Origin of the sequence: Nocardia amamiensis (assembly GCF_015477605.1) — a bacterium.
In the GTDB taxonomy this organism is placed as follows: domain Bacteria; phylum Actinomycetota; class Actinomycetes; order Mycobacteriales; family Mycobacteriaceae; genus Nocardia; species Nocardia amamiensis_A.
This window is the reverse complement of sequence record NZ_JADLQX010000020.1, coordinates 58,145-75,652: the sequence shown is the minus strand read 5'-3', so window position 1 is coordinate 75,652 and position 17,508 is coordinate 58,145. Positions and strand designations below refer to the sequence as shown.

Annotated in this window: 18 protein-coding genes; 11 read left to right on the top strand and 7 right to left on the bottom strand. The window is 68.1% G+C overall.

The window, feature by feature from the left end:
* Nucleotides 1-55: 55 nt before the first annotated feature.
* Entirely contained in the window at nucleotides 56-862 is an 807-nt protein-coding gene (locus IU459_RS24760) for an NmrA family NAD(P)-binding protein (protein WP_195131957.1), read from the top strand.
* A 374-nt stretch (nucleotides 863-1,236) separates the two neighbouring features.
* Nucleotides 1,237-3,120, top strand: a complete 1,884-nt coding sequence (locus tag IU459_RS24755) for a hypothetical protein (protein ID WP_195131956.1) — start codon at nucleotides 1,237-1,239, stop codon at nucleotides 3,118-3,120.
* Between the two features lie 57 nt (nucleotides 3,121-3,177).
* On the opposite strand, the gene IU459_RS24750 is transcribed toward IU459_RS24755, so the two are convergent.
* A complete protein-coding gene (locus tag IU459_RS24750; protein ID WP_195131955.1) occupies nucleotides 3,178-3,672 on the bottom strand; it encodes a DUF3237 domain-containing protein in 495 nt (164 codons plus the stop codon).
* 15 nt (nucleotides 3,673-3,687) lie between these two features.
* Nucleotides 3,688-4,149, bottom strand: coding sequence for an ester cyclase (locus IU459_RS24745; protein ID WP_228838457.1), 462 nt, complete (start codon nucleotides 4,147-4,149; stop codon nucleotides 3,688-3,690).
* Nucleotides 4,150-4,372: 223 nt separating this feature from the next.
* Here IU459_RS24745 and IU459_RS24740 point away from each other — a divergent pair, with 223 nt between their 5' ends.
* The 7 genes from IU459_RS24740 to IU459_RS24710 all read left to right on the top strand — a co-directional run bounded on the left by IU459_RS24740 (nucleotide 4,373) and on the right by IU459_RS24710 (nucleotide 10,731).
* Nucleotides 4,373-5,767 carry an ATP-binding protein gene (locus IU459_RS24740; protein ID WP_195131954.1) on the top strand — a complete coding sequence of 465 codons (1,395 nt, stop codon included), beginning with the start codon at nucleotides 4,373-4,375 and terminating at the stop codon, nucleotides 5,765-5,767.
* 19 nt (nucleotides 5,768-5,786) lie between these two features.
* Complete coding sequence (locus IU459_RS24735) at nucleotides 5,787-7,739, top strand: VWA domain-containing protein (protein ID WP_195131953.1); 1,953 nt, start codon at nucleotides 5,787-5,789, stop codon at nucleotides 7,737-7,739.
* A 24-nt stretch (nucleotides 7,740-7,763) separates the two neighbouring features.
* Nucleotides 7,764-8,141 carry a hypothetical protein gene (locus IU459_RS24730; RefSeq protein ID WP_228838456.1) on the top strand — a complete coding sequence of 126 codons (378 nt, stop codon included), beginning with the start codon at nucleotides 7,764-7,766 and terminating at the stop codon, nucleotides 8,139-8,141.
* Between the two features lie 590 nt (nucleotides 8,142-8,731).
* On the top strand, nucleotides 8,732-9,067 hold the full coding sequence (locus IU459_RS24725) for a hypothetical protein (protein WP_324199010.1): 336 nt from the start codon (nucleotides 8,732-8,734) through the stop codon (nucleotides 9,065-9,067).
* Nucleotides 9,057-9,875, top strand: coding sequence for a hypothetical protein (locus tag IU459_RS24720; RefSeq protein WP_195131951.1), 819 nt, complete (start codon nucleotides 9,057-9,059; stop codon nucleotides 9,873-9,875). The genes IU459_RS24725 and IU459_RS24720 overlap by 11 nt, the downstream gene beginning before the upstream one ends.
* Nucleotides 9,872-10,348 carry a roadblock/LC7 domain-containing protein gene (locus IU459_RS24715; protein WP_324199009.1) on the top strand — a complete coding sequence of 159 codons (477 nt, stop codon included), beginning with the start codon at nucleotides 9,872-9,874 and terminating at the stop codon, nucleotides 10,346-10,348. The genes IU459_RS24720 and IU459_RS24715 overlap by 4 nt, the downstream gene beginning before the upstream one ends.
* An 11-nt stretch (nucleotides 10,349-10,359) precedes the next feature.
* Complete coding sequence (locus tag IU459_RS24710) at nucleotides 10,360-10,731, top strand: hypothetical protein (protein WP_195131950.1); 372 nt, start codon at nucleotides 10,360-10,362, stop codon at nucleotides 10,729-10,731.
* A gap of 302 nt (nucleotides 10,732-11,033) precedes the next feature.
* Here the strand turns inward: IU459_RS24710 and IU459_RS24705 are convergent, their stop codons facing one another.
* Entirely contained in the window at nucleotides 11,034-12,011 is a 978-nt protein-coding gene (locus IU459_RS24705; RefSeq protein WP_195131949.1) for a helix-turn-helix transcriptional regulator, read from the bottom strand.
* Between the two features lie 87 nt (nucleotides 12,012-12,098).
* Here IU459_RS24705 and IU459_RS24700 point away from each other — a divergent pair, with 87 nt between their 5' ends.
* Entirely contained in the window at nucleotides 12,099-12,740 is a 642-nt protein-coding gene (locus tag IU459_RS24700) for a TIGR03086 family metal-binding protein (protein WP_195131948.1), read from the top strand.
* A gap of 223 nt (nucleotides 12,741-12,963) precedes the next feature.
* Here IU459_RS24700 and IU459_RS24695 read toward each other — a convergent pair whose 3' ends face one another.
* From IU459_RS24695 to IU459_RS24680, 4 genes are read right to left on the bottom strand one after another with little or no spacing between them, the layout of a single operon-like run.
* Nucleotides 12,964-13,938 carry a glycine betaine ABC transporter substrate-binding protein gene (locus IU459_RS24695; protein WP_195131947.1) on the bottom strand — a complete coding sequence of 325 codons (975 nt, stop codon included), beginning with the start codon at nucleotides 13,936-13,938 and terminating at the stop codon, nucleotides 12,964-12,966.
* The gene (locus IU459_RS24690) at nucleotides 13,935-14,693 is read right to left on the bottom strand and encodes an ABC transporter permease (protein WP_195131946.1); all 759 of its coding nucleotides are present in this window, start codon (nucleotides 14,691-14,693) and stop codon (nucleotides 13,935-13,937) included. Before IU459_RS24690 ends, IU459_RS24695 begins: the two co-directional genes overlap by 4 nt.
* The gene (locus IU459_RS24685) at nucleotides 14,690-15,892 is read right to left on the bottom strand and encodes an ABC transporter ATP-binding protein (RefSeq protein WP_195131945.1); all 1,203 of its coding nucleotides are present in this window, start codon (nucleotides 15,890-15,892) and stop codon (nucleotides 14,690-14,692) included. The genes IU459_RS24690 and IU459_RS24685 overlap by 4 nt, the downstream gene beginning before the upstream one ends.
* Nucleotides 15,889-16,536 carry an ABC transporter permease gene (locus tag IU459_RS24680; protein WP_157128931.1) on the bottom strand — a complete coding sequence of 216 codons (648 nt, stop codon included), beginning with the start codon at nucleotides 16,534-16,536 and terminating at the stop codon, nucleotides 15,889-15,891. Before IU459_RS24680 ends, IU459_RS24685 begins: the two co-directional genes overlap by 4 nt.
* A gap of 194 nt (nucleotides 16,537-16,730) precedes the next feature.
* On the opposite strand from IU459_RS24680, the gene IU459_RS24675 reads away from it, so the two are divergent.
* Nucleotides 16,731-17,333, top strand: a complete 603-nt coding sequence (locus tag IU459_RS24675) for a CHAP domain-containing protein (protein ID WP_195131944.1) — start codon at nucleotides 16,731-16,733, stop codon at nucleotides 17,331-17,333.
* The last annotated feature ends 175 nt before the right edge of the window (nucleotides 17,334-17,508 follow it).

Sequence of the window (17,508 nt, the reverse complement as noted above, 5' to 3'; positions counted from 1 at the left end):
GCTTGACCTCAATGTTTATTGAGGTTATAGCGTCGCGCCCGGAAAGGAGTTCACTGTGACGATATTGGTAACGGGCGCAACGGGAAACACCGGACGGCACGTGGTGGCCGAGCTGCTGCGGAGGGGGCGATCGGTGCGTGCGCTGACCCGCGATCCGCGGCGCGCCGCGACTCTGCTGCCCGCGGGAGCGGAGTTGGTGGCGGGCACACACACGGAGCCGGGCACACTCGATGCCGCGCTGGACGGGGTCACCGGGTTGCACATCACGGTGACTGCCGGTGTGGCCGAGGCCGGACCCGCGCTGGTTCGCCGCGCGGTGTCTGCGGGCGTCGAGCGCATCACCATCCTGTGGGGCGGGTACGTCGGTCCCGCGGAAACCGCGGTGGCGGAATCGGGTGTGGCCTGGACCAGGCTCGAGCCGCAGGAGTTCATGTCCAACGCACTCACCTGGGTCGACTCGATCCGAGCCGAGGCCGTGGTGCGTGAGCCGTTCGACTTCCCCAGCGCGGTTGTGCACGAGGCCGATCTCGGAGCCGTGGCCGCGACCGCCCTGACCGAGGACGGGCATGCGGGCCGGGCATACAACCTCAACGGACCTCAGGCGCTGACCGCGAGCGAGCGCGTCGCGATGGTCGCCGCCGCGCTCGGGCGGGACCTCGCCTTCGAACGGATCGGCTATGAGCAGGCCGTCGAGCGGTTACAGCAGACGGGAGTGTCGCGGGCCGATGCCGAGTACGTCGTCGGCTGGTACGCCGATCCACCGGAGGCAGCGCGGACTCCGGACGGCACCGTCGAGCGGATACTCGGTCGGCCCGCCCGCACTTTCGCGGAATGGGTGACCGAACACAAGGATCGTTTCTGAGCACCGCGCGATTGCTTCCAGGCTGCTGAGCTCGGCCGATCACCGTTTCGATGCTGTGTCGGGGCCGAGCAGCCGATTTCGAAGCCGACGTGTGAGTTGTCGATCGAGGCGTCGAATGTGAGTTGGGCCGGGCTTCGATACGCAGGACGCCGATCTGCGTGTAGTCCCGGGCTCGCCAGTCCGGGACATCCGCAGTGTCGACGGCGGACAAGCAGCGACCCGACTGCTCGTCGGGTCGAACGGTTTTCGATGACGGGTTATCTTTTCGGTCTCGGCCGAGGCGGTCGGCGCTTTCGACGGAGATATGTGGACGGCCGGAGCTGCTCTGGCGCGCTGCGTCTGGAACACTCGATCGTCGGAAAGGTTCTTTGCTGATGCTCCGTCGTTTCACGACCCAAGCGCCCGCCGCGGCGCAGCCTGTGGATGATCTGGTGGCCGGCGCTCTGCCGGACCGGGTGCAGATCGCGCATGAGCGGTTGGCGCACCAGGACGATCCGGCACTGCTGGAAGCGTTGTCGGAGCGAGAGCTAGCCGCTGCTCGCGAGTTGGCCGAGCTCGTGCGTGACTATGAGCGCCACGAGCAGCGGGCGCGTATCCAGGCGGCCGCCGATGCCGCGGAGCGGGTGCGGCGCACGGCGGCCGAGTTGGCCGAGCGCGAGGCCGCCGACCTGCTGCGGGCCGCGCAGGCGATCGGGGAGCAGCGGCACAGCAGCAGCCCGCACGCGAAAGTCGCTCGGCTGCACCAGCGCAAGCCGCGTGTGCTGGGGCTGCTCGCCGGTGTGGTCGGGTTCTCGATGCTGTTCTCCGCGGTCACGGTGCAGCAGAACATCGCGCCGACCGGCGGCGCGACCAATCCGATGTTCTGGCTGTCCTACGGCCTGGAAGCCCTGATCAGCGCGGTACTCATCGCGCTGATGCTGTCCACCGCCGATACCGCCGAGTGGGGTGTGATCGACCGGCTGTGGCAGGTCTACACCGTCGAGGGTGTCCTGCTGACCGCGAGTATCGCGCTGAACACGTTCCCTTACTTCAGAACGGGCGACGTAGCGGGCATCGGGATCCACATGATCGCGCCGATCATGATCGGCGTCGCGCTCGTCACCCACCGGCTCGTCGCCGAGCGATACGGACGGGCGATAGAGCACGCGACCCAGGCCGTACCCGACCATGAAGATCTCCAGGAGCGGCTGGCGGCGCTCACTCAGGTCGGCGGGGCCGCGAACCAGATCCTGCCGAGCATCCTCTCCCCGGAGCCCACGACTGCTCGCCGCGCCGGCGAGCGGCCTGCCGGTGCTGTAGAGCAGCCCGCCGAGGCTACAGAGGCCCCGGCTGTCCCGGTGCCGCCTGCCGCCGGCTCTGGGGAACATGAACAGAGCGGCACGGTTCCCTCTGCGGAGAAGCCCGCCGCACAAGCCGAAGTCGCGGCATCATCCGCCGGTCACCCGGGACCTGTGCCCGAGTTCACCGAGCTGTGGCTGGCCACAACCCCGCTGCCAGCGGCCGAGCAGCCCGGTGCGGTCAACCCGGGCGGTGTGCAAGCCTCTGCCGATGCCGGTACTGATGAAGCCGAGCTCGATGCACGGTTGGCGGCGGCGGTGCGAAAGACGCTGCACCGGATCCGGGTCAGCGAGCAAGCGGAGCCCGTGCCCGCTGAGCGGCTGCCGGAACCAGTGACTGCTCAGCGCCCGGCGCAGCCCATGCCTGCTGAGCGGCTGGTTCAACCCGTGCCTGTTGAGCGCCTGGCGGAGCGCGCACCCGCTGAGTACGCGGTGCGCCCCGTGCCCGCTGAGCGGCTGCCGGAACCAGGGACTGCTCAGCGCCCGGCGGAGCGCATGCCTGCCGAGCACCTGGCGGAGCGCGTGCCTGCCGCGCACCTGGCGGAGCGTGTGCCTGCTGAGCGCCTGGCGGAGCGTGTGCCTGCTGAGCGCCCTGTGGAGCCCGTGCCCGCCGAGCGCCTGGCAGAGCGTGCCTCCGCCGTTCCGTACGAGCGGATCTCCTCTGATTCCGCCGAGGCGGAAGACGAGCGTGTCGCCGGTGCGGAGACAGCCGAGACACACGCTGAATCGATCGCGCGCGACGAGTGGGAGCCGATTGCCACGCGTGCCGCCGAGGACCGCGCGCCGAGTGCGGGCGACAACCATCGCGTGCCGCACCTGGGCGCATTGACGGCGGCCGGATCGACCACGCGCGAAACCGGAGACACCCGCGTCGCGACCGCACCTCATGTGACCGAAGAGCCCGAGCTCACTGCGCGGTAACCGGACCCAGAGCGGTCGCGCGAGAGCGATTGGCGGAAACCGGTCCTCGGCCTGCCTTCACAGCACTTGCTCGACGTGGTATGCGACGCCGCCGTCCACTACGTAGCCCGATCCGATGCAGACGATGTCGTTGAGCCAGAAGTACCGGCTCGAGCCGGTTTCGAACAGCGGAGTCGTCCGGAAGTAGTAGCGCGACGGGTCGACCTGGGATTTCTTGACCGGATCCGCGAGCTCGGCCCGGACCTCGGGTGGTGTGACCCACCGGCCGCCGTAGCTCATGTGCACCAGCTCGTCGTCGTGGGTGCGCAGGGTCAGCCGGACGTCCAGCGCCATCGTGCCGTCCGGCCGGAACAAGGCCCAGTCGCCGCCACCGGCCACCACGTCACCGCGAAGTCTCGGCCCTTCGAACGACCCCCCGGCCGCGCCGAACAGAATTCTGCGACCGAGTGGACCAGCACCGAAATCCAATCGCGGGTTCAGATTCACGACGACATCGAACAAGGGAGTTGTCGAAATCGTGCCGACGGTTCTCACGCGCGTGTCCACGGTCATGGTCGATCTCCAATCTCAGAGTTGCCGGCTGAGGTTTTCGCCGAAGAGTTTGCGCCGCACCGCATCTGTCGAGACACCGGACTGAGCGCACAGGACGGAGAGGTCGAAGCAGAACCGCTCGCCGGCGATGAGGTCGTCGGCGAAGGCGAACTGGATGAACACCGGCACCTGCGCACGTCTGCCGTTGGGTTCGACGCCGAATCGGTTGCCGGTCATGGTCATCCATGCGGTACCCCAGCAGACCAATGTCTCGCCGTCGTCCGCGTGACCGTCCAGCTCGACGTGATAGTCCGGGAACGAGGCGAAGAACCTCGCCAGTACCTTTTCGTTCTCCGCCCGGCCCCGGGCTGTCGTCCCGAATGCCGGTGTCTCCAGCGCCATCTCGGGATGGAGGAGCGTCATGGCCGCGGGCAGGTCCTGCTTGCTCTTCGCAATGGCCAAGGCTTGCGCCAGTTCGAACATGCGCCGACTTTCCATGGTGAGCATCCCTCCGATCGACTAATCTAATAATACGGTCGACCGTATGTATTTGCAACGGCAGGGAGGTCGAGACGCAGATCGTTCCGGGCGCTGTAGCGGCCCTCCGGACCACGCGAAACGGACACCGTGCTCGGAGCCGGGTTGTCAACATTTTTTCGGGCGTGTTTCCTCGTGAAGCTCCACGTCGACCGGACCGCCGAATGCACGTAGCGTCGAATTCGTGAAAGTTCCCGCACACCTACCCACGACCGCGGGCGAGCTGCGCTCGGCCGGATATCTGCCGCGTGGGGTGAAGACCGAGATCCGCGAGAACCTGCTGACGCTCTTGGGTTCCGGCGGGGAGCCGTGGCCGGGCATCGTCGGCTTCGACCGGACCGTCGTGCCGCAGTTGGAACGCGCGTTGCTCGCGGGGCACGATGTCGTGCTGCTGGGGGAGCGCGGTCAGGGCAAGACCCGGCTGCTGCGCACGCTGGTCGGCCTGCTCGACGAGTGGACGCCGGTGATCGCGGGCGCCGAACTGGGCGAGCACCCGCTCGAGCCGATCAGCCCGCAAGGGCGTCGGCTGGCGGCCGAGTTGGGTGACGACCTGCCCGTCGCGTGGCGGCACCGCTCGGAGCGGTATGCGGAGAAGCTCGCTACACCCGACACCTCGGTCGGTGACCTGATCGGTGACGTCGACCCGGTCAAAGTGGCCGAGGGGCGCAGTCTCGGCGATCCGGAGACCATCCATTTCGGGCTCGTGCCGCGCGCCCATCGCGGCATCGTAGCGATCAACGAGCTGCCCGACCTCGCCGAACGCATCCAGGTCGCGCTGCTGAACGTGATGGAGGAACGCGACATCCAGGTCCGCGGCTACACCCTGCGGCTGCCGCTGGACGTGCTGCTCGTCGCGACCGCGAACCCGGAGGACTACACCAATCGCGGCCGGATCATCACGCCGCTGAAGGACCGGTTCGGCGCGGAGATCCGCACCCACTATCCGCTCAGCGTCGAGGCCGAAGTGGCCCTCGTGCGCCAGGAAGCCGAACTGGTGGCCGAGGTGGGGGAGCCGCTGATCGAGGTGCTGGCCAGGTTCGTGCGGCAACTGCGCGAGTCGTCCGCGATCGACCAGCGGTCCGGAGTGTCCGCGCGATTCGCGGTCGCCGCGGCCGAAACGGTGGCCGCCGCGGCGCTGCGCAGGTCCGCGGTGACCGGGGAACGTCCCGCCGTCGCCCGTCCCGTCGACCTGGAATCCGTGCCCGCGGTGTTGCGCGGCAAGCTGGAGTTCGAGTCCGGTGAAGAGGGGCGGGAGCAGGAGCATCTCACGCATCTGCTCCGGCGCTCGTTCGCCGAGACCGCGCGGGCGCTGCTCGGCGGACTGAACCTGCGGCCGCTGGCCGAGGCGGTCGGCGACGGTCACCTGGTCACCACCGGTGAACGGGTGCCGGGCGAAGAAGTCCTGTCCGCGTTGCCCGAGCTACCCGTCCTGCACGAGGTCGCAGGCCGGCTCGGCGTCGACGCGACCGATCCGCCGCCTCGGATCGCCTCGGCTGTGGAGTTCGCTTTGGAAGCCCTTTATCTGGCCCGCCAGATCGCCAAGGACTCCGACGACGGCATGGCGGTGTACGGGCGATGACCGCTCCCAGTGAGGCGTCGTGAGCTCCCCCGATCGCTACTCCTACGGGCCTTATCACGACGGACCGGATCCGCTGGCGCCTCCGCTGGACCTGCGGGAGGCGCTGGACCGGGTCGGGCGCGAGGTGATGGAGGGCAGTTCGCCGCGCAGCGCATTGCAGGAGCTGTTGCGGCGCGGCACCAGCACGATGCCCGGCCTGGAGGAGCTGACCCGCCGAGTGTGGCAGCGCCGCTCGGAGATCTCCCGGCGCCACCGGCTGGACGGCACATTGCAGCAGGTCCGCGAACTGCTGAACGAGGCGCTGGATGCTGAGCGCGGCGCCCTGTTCCCCGATCCGTCCGATGACGCCAGGTTCGCCGAAGCACAGCTGGACGCATTGCCGTCGAGCACGGCCGCCGCGGTCAGCGAACTCGCCGACTACCGCTGGCGATCGGAAACCGGCCGGGAGAACTACCAGAAGATTCGCGACCTGCTCGGCCAGGAACTGCTGGAATCCCGTTTCCAGGGAATGAAGCAGGCCTTGCGGAACACGACGCCCGAGGACGTCGAGCGGGTGAGGCGAATGATGTCCGACCTGAACGATCTGCTCGCGGCCCATGCGCGGGGCGAGAACACCGAGCGGCGGTTCGCCGATTTCATGACCGAGCACGGCGAGTTCTTCCCCGAGAACCCGCGCGACACCGAGGAACTGATCGACGCGCTCGCCGCCCGTGCCGCCGCCGCGCAACGCATGATGAACTCGATGTCCGAGCAGCAGCACGCGGAACTCTCCCAGCTGATCGGCCAGGCGTTCGGCGACCCGCGGATCGCCCAGCAAGTCGCCGCGCTGGACGCCAACCTGCGGGCGCTGCGTCCGGGCGAGGACTGGGTCTCCGGGCGGCCATTCCGCGGCGAGGACCCGTTGGGTCTCGGCGCGGGCGCGCAGGCCCTGCAGGATCTCGCCGAACTCGACGCGCTCGCCGAGCAGCTCGCCCAGTCCTACCCCGGTGCCAGGTTGGAGGACATCGACCTGGACGCCCTGGCCCGTCATCTCGGCGAAGAGGCGAGGGTGGACGCGGGCCGGCTGGCGGAGCTGGAGCGGGAACTACGCGGGCAAGGTCTGTTCGAACGCGCGCAGGACGGCTCACTTCGGTTGACGCCCAAGGCTTTACGGCGACTCGGCGAGGTGGCGCTGCGTGATGTCATCGGACGGTTGCGTTCTCGGCGCGGCGAGCGGGACACGGCCTCGGCTGGTGCGGCGGGCGAGCCGACCGGTGCGGCACGAGCGTGGCGGTTCGGCGATTCCGAGCCGTGGGACGTGCCCAGGACCGTGCGCAACGCCGTGCTGCGCTCGGCGTCGACGGGCAGTCGCCGTGTCACGCTGGATGTTTCCGATGTCGAGGTGATGGAAACCGAACAGCGGTCCAGGGCGGCCGTGGCGCTGTGCGTCGACACGTCCTGGTCGATGGTGCAGGACGGCCGATGGGTTCCGATGAAGCGCACCGCCCTCGCCTTGCACCACTTGATCGGCACCCGGTTTCGTTCCGACGCGCTGAGCGTGATCACGTTCGGCCGGTACGCCACGACGGTCGGCATCGGCGAACTGACGGCGCTGGAAGGGGTGTGGGAGCAAGGCACCAATCTGCACCACGCACTGCTGCTCGCCGCGGGGCACCTGCGCAGGCATCCGGACGCCGTGCCCGTGGTGCTGGTCGTCACCGACGGCGAGCCGACGGCCCATCTGGAGCCGGACGGCGAGGCGTACTTCAACTGGCCGCCCGAGTCGCGCACGCTGGCCGCGACGATGGCCCAGGTCGACGCCTTGGCGAAACTGGGCGCGTCGGTCACGGTGTTCATGCTCGGCGACGACCCGCGATTGGCCGCCTTCGTCGACCTGATGGCCCGCCGCGGCGGCGGCCGCGTCGTAGCGCCCGACCTCGACGGTCTGGGCGCCGCCGTGGTCAGCGACTACTTGCGCGGCAGACGCCGCTGAGGTTTCACACGGGATTCCGGTCAGATGCCGGACGGCATTGCCCGTTCGCTCTACACTCGTCGCGTGTCTGTTCGTCGGTTTGTCGCTGTGTCCCTGTTCGTCTTGTTGACCCCGCTCGGGGCTGCCTGCACGGCGGAAGGGCAAGGCACGAAGACCGACTGCACCGTGAGTGGTTGCACGGTCACGTTCGCTCGTGGTGTGGACGCGAAAGCAAGCATTCTGGGCATCGAGGCGAAACTCATTGCGGTGAACGGCAATCTGGTCACCCTGTCGGTGGCCGGTCAGGAGATCACCGTTCCAGTCGGGGAAACCCAGTCCACGGATGGGCGCACCGTTACGGTGCAGGAAGTCACCAACGACAAGGTCGTGGTCAAACTATCCACCGGCATCACCGGCGGTTGACAGGCTCCGCTTCTTACTCGCGGACCTCGATTCGCCCGCCGACATCGACTCGACGCCAGTCGGCCCGTTCGGATGCGGCGGGGACACCGCGTCTGGATCCTGGCCGGTGTACGGAATCGACTGCGCCCAGCAGCGAACCAGTGGCCGCTCCGGTAGTTGCTGCGCGATGACTACAAGACGTGACGACGCCGTGGGCATGGTCTGCCCCAGAGCGGCGACGTGATGGTGAAGCCACCCGGACCGCTGAGCTCGCGTGCGGTGTCGACCATGAGGGCCGGCCAATTCACGCGTTGGCCGAGTCGGAGCAGTCGATGCGCCGTTCCGCGGATCCCGAGTGCTCGCGTCCGGCGCGGGATAATGAAAACCGAAAGGTATTGAATACCAAGAGGTATTGAATACCGGAAGGTATTTCTCCGCTCTGCCAGCGGAAACGATTTTTACCGGAAATTTCTCCCGTATTTACTGTGCAGCACCCGGCTGTCGTGTGTAGCGTCTGGAACCCGTAAACACCCGCACATGACAAGTGGTGGCGCGTGATCGGTATTGATGGCTGTCTGAAACGCATCATGGACATTCCAGGTGCGCGCAGTGTGACGTTGGTGGACGGCGCGAGCGGCCTGGCGATCGCCGCGGCCGGGGTGCACGAGCTGGTCGACCAGCACGAGGACGCCGCGGCCACCACCGACGTGGTGCGCGCGGTGCTCGGCTGCCCGGCGCTGTCCACCGGACACGACGGCGACGACGTCACCGAAATCATCGTCTGCGGGACGAGTGGTTATCACTTGCTGAATCTGGTGAACGGCGACTTCGACGGACGGCTTTTCGTGCACGTGTTGTTCGACGAGGACACCGGCAATCTGGCGATGGCGCGATTCCAGCTCCGGGGAATTCTCGCCGAATTGGCTGAGGACGGTCATGGGTGTTGAGCTCGCGGTCGAATTGCGGCGACTGGAAAGCGAAGGAAGCACCGGCGTGTTGCGCGCCGGCGACGGCGCGTTTCATCTCGCTGACGGCGCGATCGTGTCCGCCGACTGCGGCCGCACGACCGGGCTGGACCGGCTCGTGATCGAGGCGGGCGTGGCGACCGCCGAGGACTGGCAACGCGCCGGAGCCGGAGATCCAGGCCGCGTGCTGGGGCGGCCGCGGCTGGAAACTCTGGCTTTGCTGTCGGTGTTCGATGCCGCCTACTTTTTACTGGCCTCGCCCGCCGTCCCGGAATTCCGGCCCGCGCCGCCGCACTGGCTCGCCCCCGTCTGTCACATCACGCCGCACGCGCTCGTTCACGAGTGCGCCCGGCGCGGCGATCCGGAGTGGGGGCCATGGCCGGCGGAACTGGTCGACCGTGCCCCCGTCGTCCCCGTGCGCCGTGTGCGCCGACGGCGTGTGGTGCTGACCGGGGGCCAAGCCGAGGTACTGGCCGCCGCCGATGCGCAGCGCAGTATCGCGGGAATCAGCCGCGAACTCGGTCGCACCACCTATGGCTGTCTGATGGCGGTGCGGGATCTGACCGCCGCGGGGCTGATCGAGCGGCCTATCGCGACGCCCCCTCCCGCCGAACCGCTCAGGCCTGCGGAGCCGGAAGCGGTAATTCCGGTCGCGGCCGGGGCGCCCGGTCGGCTTCCTCGACGCCGAGTCCGGCGGCCGGGAGCATCGGTTCCCGTCCCGGACCGCTCGGAGCCGCCGGACCGCGACCTACTCGTCCGCCTGCGGGCGGCTTTGGAGGAGCTCGCGTGACCGCGCGGAAGAAGAGGCTCGGCGAACTGATGGGAAGGTTGAGCAAGGTGGGGATGTCCGGACCCGAACCGAACGCGGCGGTGCTGACCGAACTGAAGGCACTGCGCGATCGCGTCCCTCGGCTGACCGGCGCGCTGGTGGCGTCCAACGACGGGCTGCTCGTCGCGCACGATCTACCCACACACATCGAACCCAACGGGATGGCCGCGATGGCCGCCTCACAGCTGGCACTGTCGCACCGTCTGGCGAGCACCGCGCACGGCGGCGGCTTCAGTGAGGTCGTGGTGCACGGCACCGGCGGGCACGTGGTCATCTACGCGGCGGGCTGGACCTCGCTGACCGTGCTGGCGAGCCCCGAAGTGAACATCGGCCGGCTGCACCTGGAATCGCGTCCGGTAGCGCGCGCGATCGCCGACCTCCTGACGCCGGTGGCGAACGACTCCGGAAAAGAACAGGCAACGAAAACCCACTGAAAGGAACGGATATGTCCAATATGGATCTCGCCCTCAAAGACATGATGGTGATCGATGGCGCGATCGGCGCCGCCGTCGTCGACTACAACAGCGGCATGGCCCTCGGCATGCTCGGTAGTTCGAAGTCCCTCGATCTGCAGGTCGCAGGCGCGGGCAACACCGAGGTGGTACGCGCCAAGCTGCGCACCATGGACCAGCTCGGCCTCAAGGATGACATCGAGGACATCCTCATCACGCTGTCCGGCCAGTACCACATCATCCGGCCGATGACCGGCCGCAAGTCCAAGGGCCTGTTCCTCTACCTCGCCCTGGACCGGGGCCGGGCGAATTTGGCGCTGGCCAGGCACCGCCTGAAGGGCATCGAGGAGGATTTGGAAGTGTGAGCCCGAAGCTTCGGGCGCCTATTCCGCCGCGTGACCGTGCACCGACCGGTCGTCACCCCACCCTAGTGGGCGCGGCCAGGGGGTTGTGCTCTTTCTGCTCGACCGACTGGTTGAATCGCGCGACGAGCCTGCTGAATTGGTCCACGTCGGAGTCGGGCCAGCCGGCGACGACCGTCTCGATGCCCTGACGGCTCTGCGTGCGGTCGGCGGCCAGTAATTCCAATCCTTTCGCGCACGCGCGGATCTTGCCTCACTATGTCACTCCTCATCGCAATGGCGGCGGCCCGGCATTCGCGGCGCGCTCAGGTGGCCGGCGCGTCGGCGATCGCATCGGCATACCGCCGAGCGAGGGTGCGCAGGTGCGCGACGAGTTCTGGTGGGCCGTCCACGCGGAAGTCCATCATCAGCATGGAAAGGTAGATGGCGATGGTCTCCAACGCGTCCGCGCCGGTGTAGAGCACGCAGGTGTGGGCGTCCACGGGTTCGACCACGCCGACCGCGGGATTGATGCGGGCGATCACGACGTCGGCGGGGGCGAGCACGGTGACCCGGGCATGGACCTTCCAGCCGGTCGTGGCGATGTGGCGCATGACGAAGGCGACCAGATCGTCGTCGGGAAGCGAGCGCGCGGCGAAGCGCCGGGAGTTCGCCTCGGCTCGTGTGATCCGGGCGACGGGAATCGCACGCCAGGAATGGTTTTCCAAGCCGTAGGCGACCAGATACCAGCGTCGCTGCCAGTTGATCAGCCGGTACGGTTCGATCTCCACGGTGGATTCGGCGGTCTCCTCGATGCGAACCGTCGCGCCGTCGCGGATGGCGCCCGCCAGGGTGGTGAGCACGGCGGCGGGAACCGGGGCGTCCGGTTCTCGCGACCCGGTCGTCGCCGGGCCGATCGCGGTGGCATCGCGCAGCGCGGACACCTTGCGCTGCAAGCGTTTCGGCAGGATCTGGTCCAGCTTGCCCAGCGCCCTCGTGACGTGCTCGGTGATATCCGCGATGCCGGTGGAGCCGTCTTCGGCGAGCCCGACCGCGACCGCGACGGCCACCGCCTCGTCGTCGTCCAGCAGCAGGGGCGGCATGGTGGTGCCGCGACCGAGCCGATAGCCGCCGATCGCGCCGCGTTCCGCGTGCACCGGATAGCCCAGCTCGCGCAGCCGTTGAATGTCGTTGCGCAGGGTGCGGTCGGTAATGCCCAGGCGCTCGGCCAGCTCGCGGCCGGTGTGCGCGCGTCCTTGGAGGAGTGCCAGCAACCGCAGCAATCGCGGAGTGGTCGAGGCCACTTCTTCCTCCTCGGCTATTAGGAACAAAACTAGCCTAATGGCCGCATAGGCTGATGTCAGCAACGAAAACGACCGAGAGGCTCTGACATGAACGCCACCACCGCCGCCACCCTGCTTTCTGTATGGCGGGACGTGCTCGCCGACGCCTACCGCGCGCTGGAGACAGTCGTCGCCGGTGTCCGTACCGACCAGTGGCAGCTGCCCACCCCCTGCTCGGAATGGAATGTGACGCAGGTGGTTCAGCACGCCGCTGGCGATCAGCTGGCGTATGCCGAGTTCCTCGGTATCGGCAATGGTCCGGCCGACAACCCGTTCGCGCCCTCCGGCACGATCGACGGTTCTCCGTCGGACCTGGTGCGGGAGGCGATCGAGCAGACGTCCGCCGCGTGGGCCACTGTCGACGACGCCACCGAGACCGTGCCGACGCCGCTGCCGCACGGCGCGCTCGCCACTCCGGTCGCGGCGGTCATGTGCGCGCTGGACGCGGCGGTGCATGCCTGGGATATCGCGATCGCCACCGGTCAGCCGTCGCCGTTGACCGACGAGCTGGCCACCCACCTGCTCACCGCCGCCCGCGCCATCCACCCGGCGCCCGGCAGTGGCGAGGCGGCCGAAATCGTGGAACCGCTGCGCCAGTGGGGCGCCTACGCCGCCATCGTGGATGGTCGAGCGGACGACACCGCCGTCGCCGAACTGCTGCGCTACCTCGGCCGCGATCCGCGTGCTTGATTCACTGTGCGCGGTGGGACCAGCCGGGCCGCTTCGGCACATCCGCGCCGAGCGGACCCGGCGGGAGCAACGCCGCAAAGTCGCGGACCGGTTCGATGAAAGAGCTTCCGCCGTTACCCGGCCGCGCGGAGAGCGGAACGCAGGATGTCCTCCTCGGCCTTGCCTCGAGCTGAGAGATCCCTTGTCGGCAGGCGGTCAGGCTGAGCTACCGGCGGGGCGCACCTCAGCGGGCGGTGACGAACCCCTGGGCGACCATCCAGTCCCGCGCCACCTCGGCCGGTTCGCGTCCGTCCACGTCGACCTGGCGGTTGAGTTCGGTGATGGCATCGTTGGTGAGGCGCTGCGAGATCGGCGTCATGATCGCGGCGACCTGCGGATGCTCGCCTGCGAAATCCTCGCGCATCACCAGCGCCGCGTTGTATTTCGGGAAGAAGCCGCGATCATCCTGCAGCAGAACCAGATTCAAGGCCGGAATACGGCCGTCGGTGGCGGCGACGGAGCCGAAGCGGCACTGCTTGCCGTCCGCGGTGGCCTGGTAGACCACGGGGTCCTGGACGATCTGTTTGCGCACCTTGCCTGCGTCGATCTCATATTTCCGGGTCAGGCCCGGGAATCCGTCCTGGCGGACGTTGAATTCGGTGCCGACGCAGATCGCCGCCGCGGCCGGGTCGGCGTCGACCAGTCGGGCGTAGTCCGACAGCGTGCGCACCCCCGTCTCCCGTGCGGTCTGTGCGCTCATGACCAGCGCATAGGTGTTGTTCATCGGCGCCATCGCCGTCCACACCATGCCGTGCTCGGCAAGATCGGCGTCGCGGACCGCTTCGAACTGGCCGATCTCGTCGGGCACCGGTATCTCGTTGCCCAGGTAGTTGATCCAACCGGTGCCGGTGTAGTCATAGGCGATGTCGATCTGACCGTGCAGTTGGGCATCGCGCACGCTGTTGGAGCCCTGGATGTTGGTCAAGTCGCGTACATCGGCGCCCGCTGCCGACAGGGCGAATTCGATGAGATATCCGAGGATGTTCTGCTCGGTGAAATCCTTGGAGCCAACGGTGACGCGCACACCCGCCAGCTCGGGCACCGGGCGGATGCTCCCCGGACCCACTCGCAGCGGCACCGCGCTGCCTGATTGCAGCCCGCACGCGGCCAGCAGTGCCAGCCCCAGCAGGAGCGCGAACGGTCGCCACACCCGCGTCATTTCAGTCCCCTCGGCCCGAGGAACTCTTCGGCGAGCGCGCCGATCCAGTCCACCAGCAGTGCCAGCGATACGGCGAGCACCGCGCCGACCACCAACGTGACGTTGTCGCGCAGTTTGTAGCCGGTGTCGATCAGAATGCCCAGCCCGCCCGCGCTCACCAGGAACGACAGCGTCGCGGTGCCGACGGCGAGCACCAGCGAGGTGCGCAACCCCGCCAGGATGTAGGGCACGGCAAGCGGGAATTCGATGCGGCGCAATACCGTCGCCGCCGACATCCCTTGTCCGCGTCCGGCGTCGATGAGCATCCGGTCCACCTGCTGGTAGCCCAGGATGGTGTTGCGCAGTACCGGAAGCAGCGAATAGAACGCGATCGGAGCCACACCGATCCAGAAGCCGGTGGTGCGAGTGGCGAGATAGAACAGCACGATCAGCCCGATCGCGGGCGCGGCCGCTCCGATATTCGCGATGCCGACGAAAAGCGGTGCCAGGCGGCCGAATCCGGGCCTGGTGAGCAGCGTGCCGAGCGGAACCGCCACCGCCACGACGATGAGCACCACCGTCGCGGTGATGAGTACGTGCTGCCTGGTGACGGTCGCGATGTTGTCCGCGTTGAGACTGGCCTGCTGCGTGACGGTGAGGTCGCGAGCGAACGCCCACACCAGCACGCACGCGGTGAGCGCGAGAACGACCACCGGCTGCACGAACAGCCGGATGCGCTCGGCCCTGCGCTGCGTGGTGGGTGTGGTGGTGGTCATGGTGCGTCATCCGTCGACGAGGCACGGTCGCCGCCGTGTTCCGCGCGCAGCGCCGCGAGGTGTGCGACGAGGGTGTCGATCGTGATCAGCCCGACGTACTCGCCGTGCGTTCCGGTGACCACCGCGGTCGCGCTCTGATGCGCCAGCAGGGCTTCGAGGGCGTCCTGCAAGGTCGACTTCAGCGACAACGTCTCCTGCAGCGGTGAACCGACCCCGTGCAGTGAGTCGGCGTGCGCCAGCTGCTCGGCCGAGACCCAGCGCAGCGGCCGGCGCTGGCGGTCGAGTACCAGCGCCCACGGCCAGTCCCGGCCCACGAGCGCACCGCGCAGCTCGTCGACCGGGTCCTGGTCGGTCGCGGTGGGGCAGTCGCCGAGTGCGACGTCCCTGACTCTGGTCAGGGTGAGCTGCTTGAGCGAGGCATCCGCGCCGACGAAACCGGCGACCGTCTCGTCGGCGGGGTCGGCCAGGACCGCGGCGGGCGTGTCGTATTGCAGAATCCGGGAGCCGTTCCCCAGCACAGCGATTCGATCACCGAGTTTGACCGCCTCGGTGAAATCGTGGGTCACGAAGACGATCGTCTTGCCGAGTTCGCCTTGCAGGCGAAGCAACTCGTCCTGCAACAACCCCCGGGTGATCGGGTCGACCGCGCCGAACGGCTCGTCCATCAACAGCACGGGCGGATCGGCCGCCAACGCCCGCGCTACCCCGACACGCTGCTGCTGGCCGCCGGAGAGCTGACGCGGATAGCGGTCACGGAAAATGTCCGGGTCCAGGCCGACCAGCTCGAGCATCTCGTCGACCCGCGCCGCGATCCGCCGCCGGTCCCAGCCGATCAGGCCCGGCACGGTGGCGACATTCTTCGCCACGGTCAGATGCGGGAACAGGCCCGCCTGCTGAATCGAGTAGCCGATGCCGCGCCGGAGTTTGTCGGGATGGATGGTGGCCGCGTCGCGTCCGCCGATCGTGATGGTGCCCGAGGTGGGCTCGATCAGCCGGTTGATCATCCGCATGGTGGTGGTCTTGCCGCAGCCGGACGGCCCGACCAGGACGACGATCTCACCGGCGGGGATGGTCAGCGAGACCTGGTCCACCGCCGGATCGCGTTGTCCCGGATAGCGTTTGGTCACCGAATCGAGCACGATCTCGACGCCGGAGACGGCTGCTTCGGTGGCGCCGCCGCGGGTTTCGGTGTCCGTCACGCCATTCCCCTCGAGGTGGTGAGCCGCCCGACGAGGACGTAGATCCCGTCGAGCACGAGTGCGAGCACGACGATGAGTATCGTGCCGACCAGAGCCTGCGGCACCGCGTTCGGGCTGCCGAGGCGCGCGAGTCCGGAGAAGATCAGGTTGCCCAGGCCGGGGCCCTTGGCGTAGGCCGCGATGGCGAGGATTCCCATGATCAGCTGTGTGCTCACCCGCATACCGGCCAGGATCGCGGGCCAGGCGAGCGGTAGTTCGATGCGGGCGAGCACGCGGAGCCGATTCATCCCCACGCCGCGTGCCGCGTCGGTGACGGCTGGGTCCACCGAAGCCAGTCCGATGATGGTGTTGCGCAGGATCGGCAGCAGCGCGTACACCACCAGCGCGGTGATGGTCGGTGCGACGCCCAGACCGAGGACCGGGATGAGCAGGCCGAGCAGCGCGAACGACGGAACCGTGAGCACCGCGCTGGCCAGCGCGGTGGCGATCGAAGATCCGAAGCGGCTGCGGTACACCAGAATTCCGAGCAGCACCGACACCCCTGTGGCCAGCAGCACCGATTGCACCACGGCCGAGACGTGCAGATAGGAGTCGACGAGCAACTGGTGCCGCCGGTGCACGACGAATGTCCACAGCGTGTCCAGGGCCGTACCTCCCCATCGGCTGGTCTCTTCGGAGACTATCGCGATTTCCGCGGTGCCGGAAGCGATTCCGGCTCGTACGGGTTGCCCGTCCGCACGATAGTCGAAACCAAGCGTATGGTGCCGGGAACCGTTCGGGGCTTTCGCGCGTCGAACTCGACAAGACGAGAATCGATGCCACAGAACCTGGGGGAGCGATGACACAGCAGCTGAGAGCGCGGCACGGCTCCTGGCCGGCGCTCGCCTTGGTATTGCTCGCCCTCGCCGGCGCCGGAGTTGCCGGGAGCATCTGGTGGCAGCAGCGGTCGGACAGCGAAGGTGTCGTGGGCGAGCGCCTCACCGAATTCCCCTCGCTCGATCGTTCGACGCTCGATCCGACCCAGGCCGGAATCGTCGCGGTCGCCGAGCGCGAGTTCGGCGATCCGGGTCCGGGCACGAAGTACGCGGAGGGCGTGGACGAGGCGTGGTGCGCCGATTTCGTCAGCTGGGTCCTGCGCGAGGCGGGTGCGCCGCTGGCCAACCCGCACTCGGGCTCGTGGCGGATTCCCGGCGTGTACACGCTGCAGGAGTACTACGAAAGCGCGGGACGGTTCGTCCCGATCGGGTCGGACTACCAACCGCGCACCGGTGACGTGCTGCTCTACCGGGAGTCCAGTCCGTTCGGGCAGCACACCAACATCGTCCTGCGAGCCGACGCGGGCGAGGTGACGACGATCGGCGGCAACGAATTCGGCCAGGTGCGCGTCCATCGATTCACCCTGGCCGACGTTCCCGGCGTGGTCGGATTCGGGCGATTGTGACCGGTCACTGCTGTTGCGCGGAAATACACCCGATGTGCGGGTGAAACGGCGCGCCGGATAGTCCTACGATGGTGTTGGCGGCGCCCGGCAGCGCCGTCGCCGATCCCCGCCCTGCTTCCCCCTCATCGGCAGGACGGGGATCTCGGGTGGGGTATCACGTACCGTGTCGGTTGTC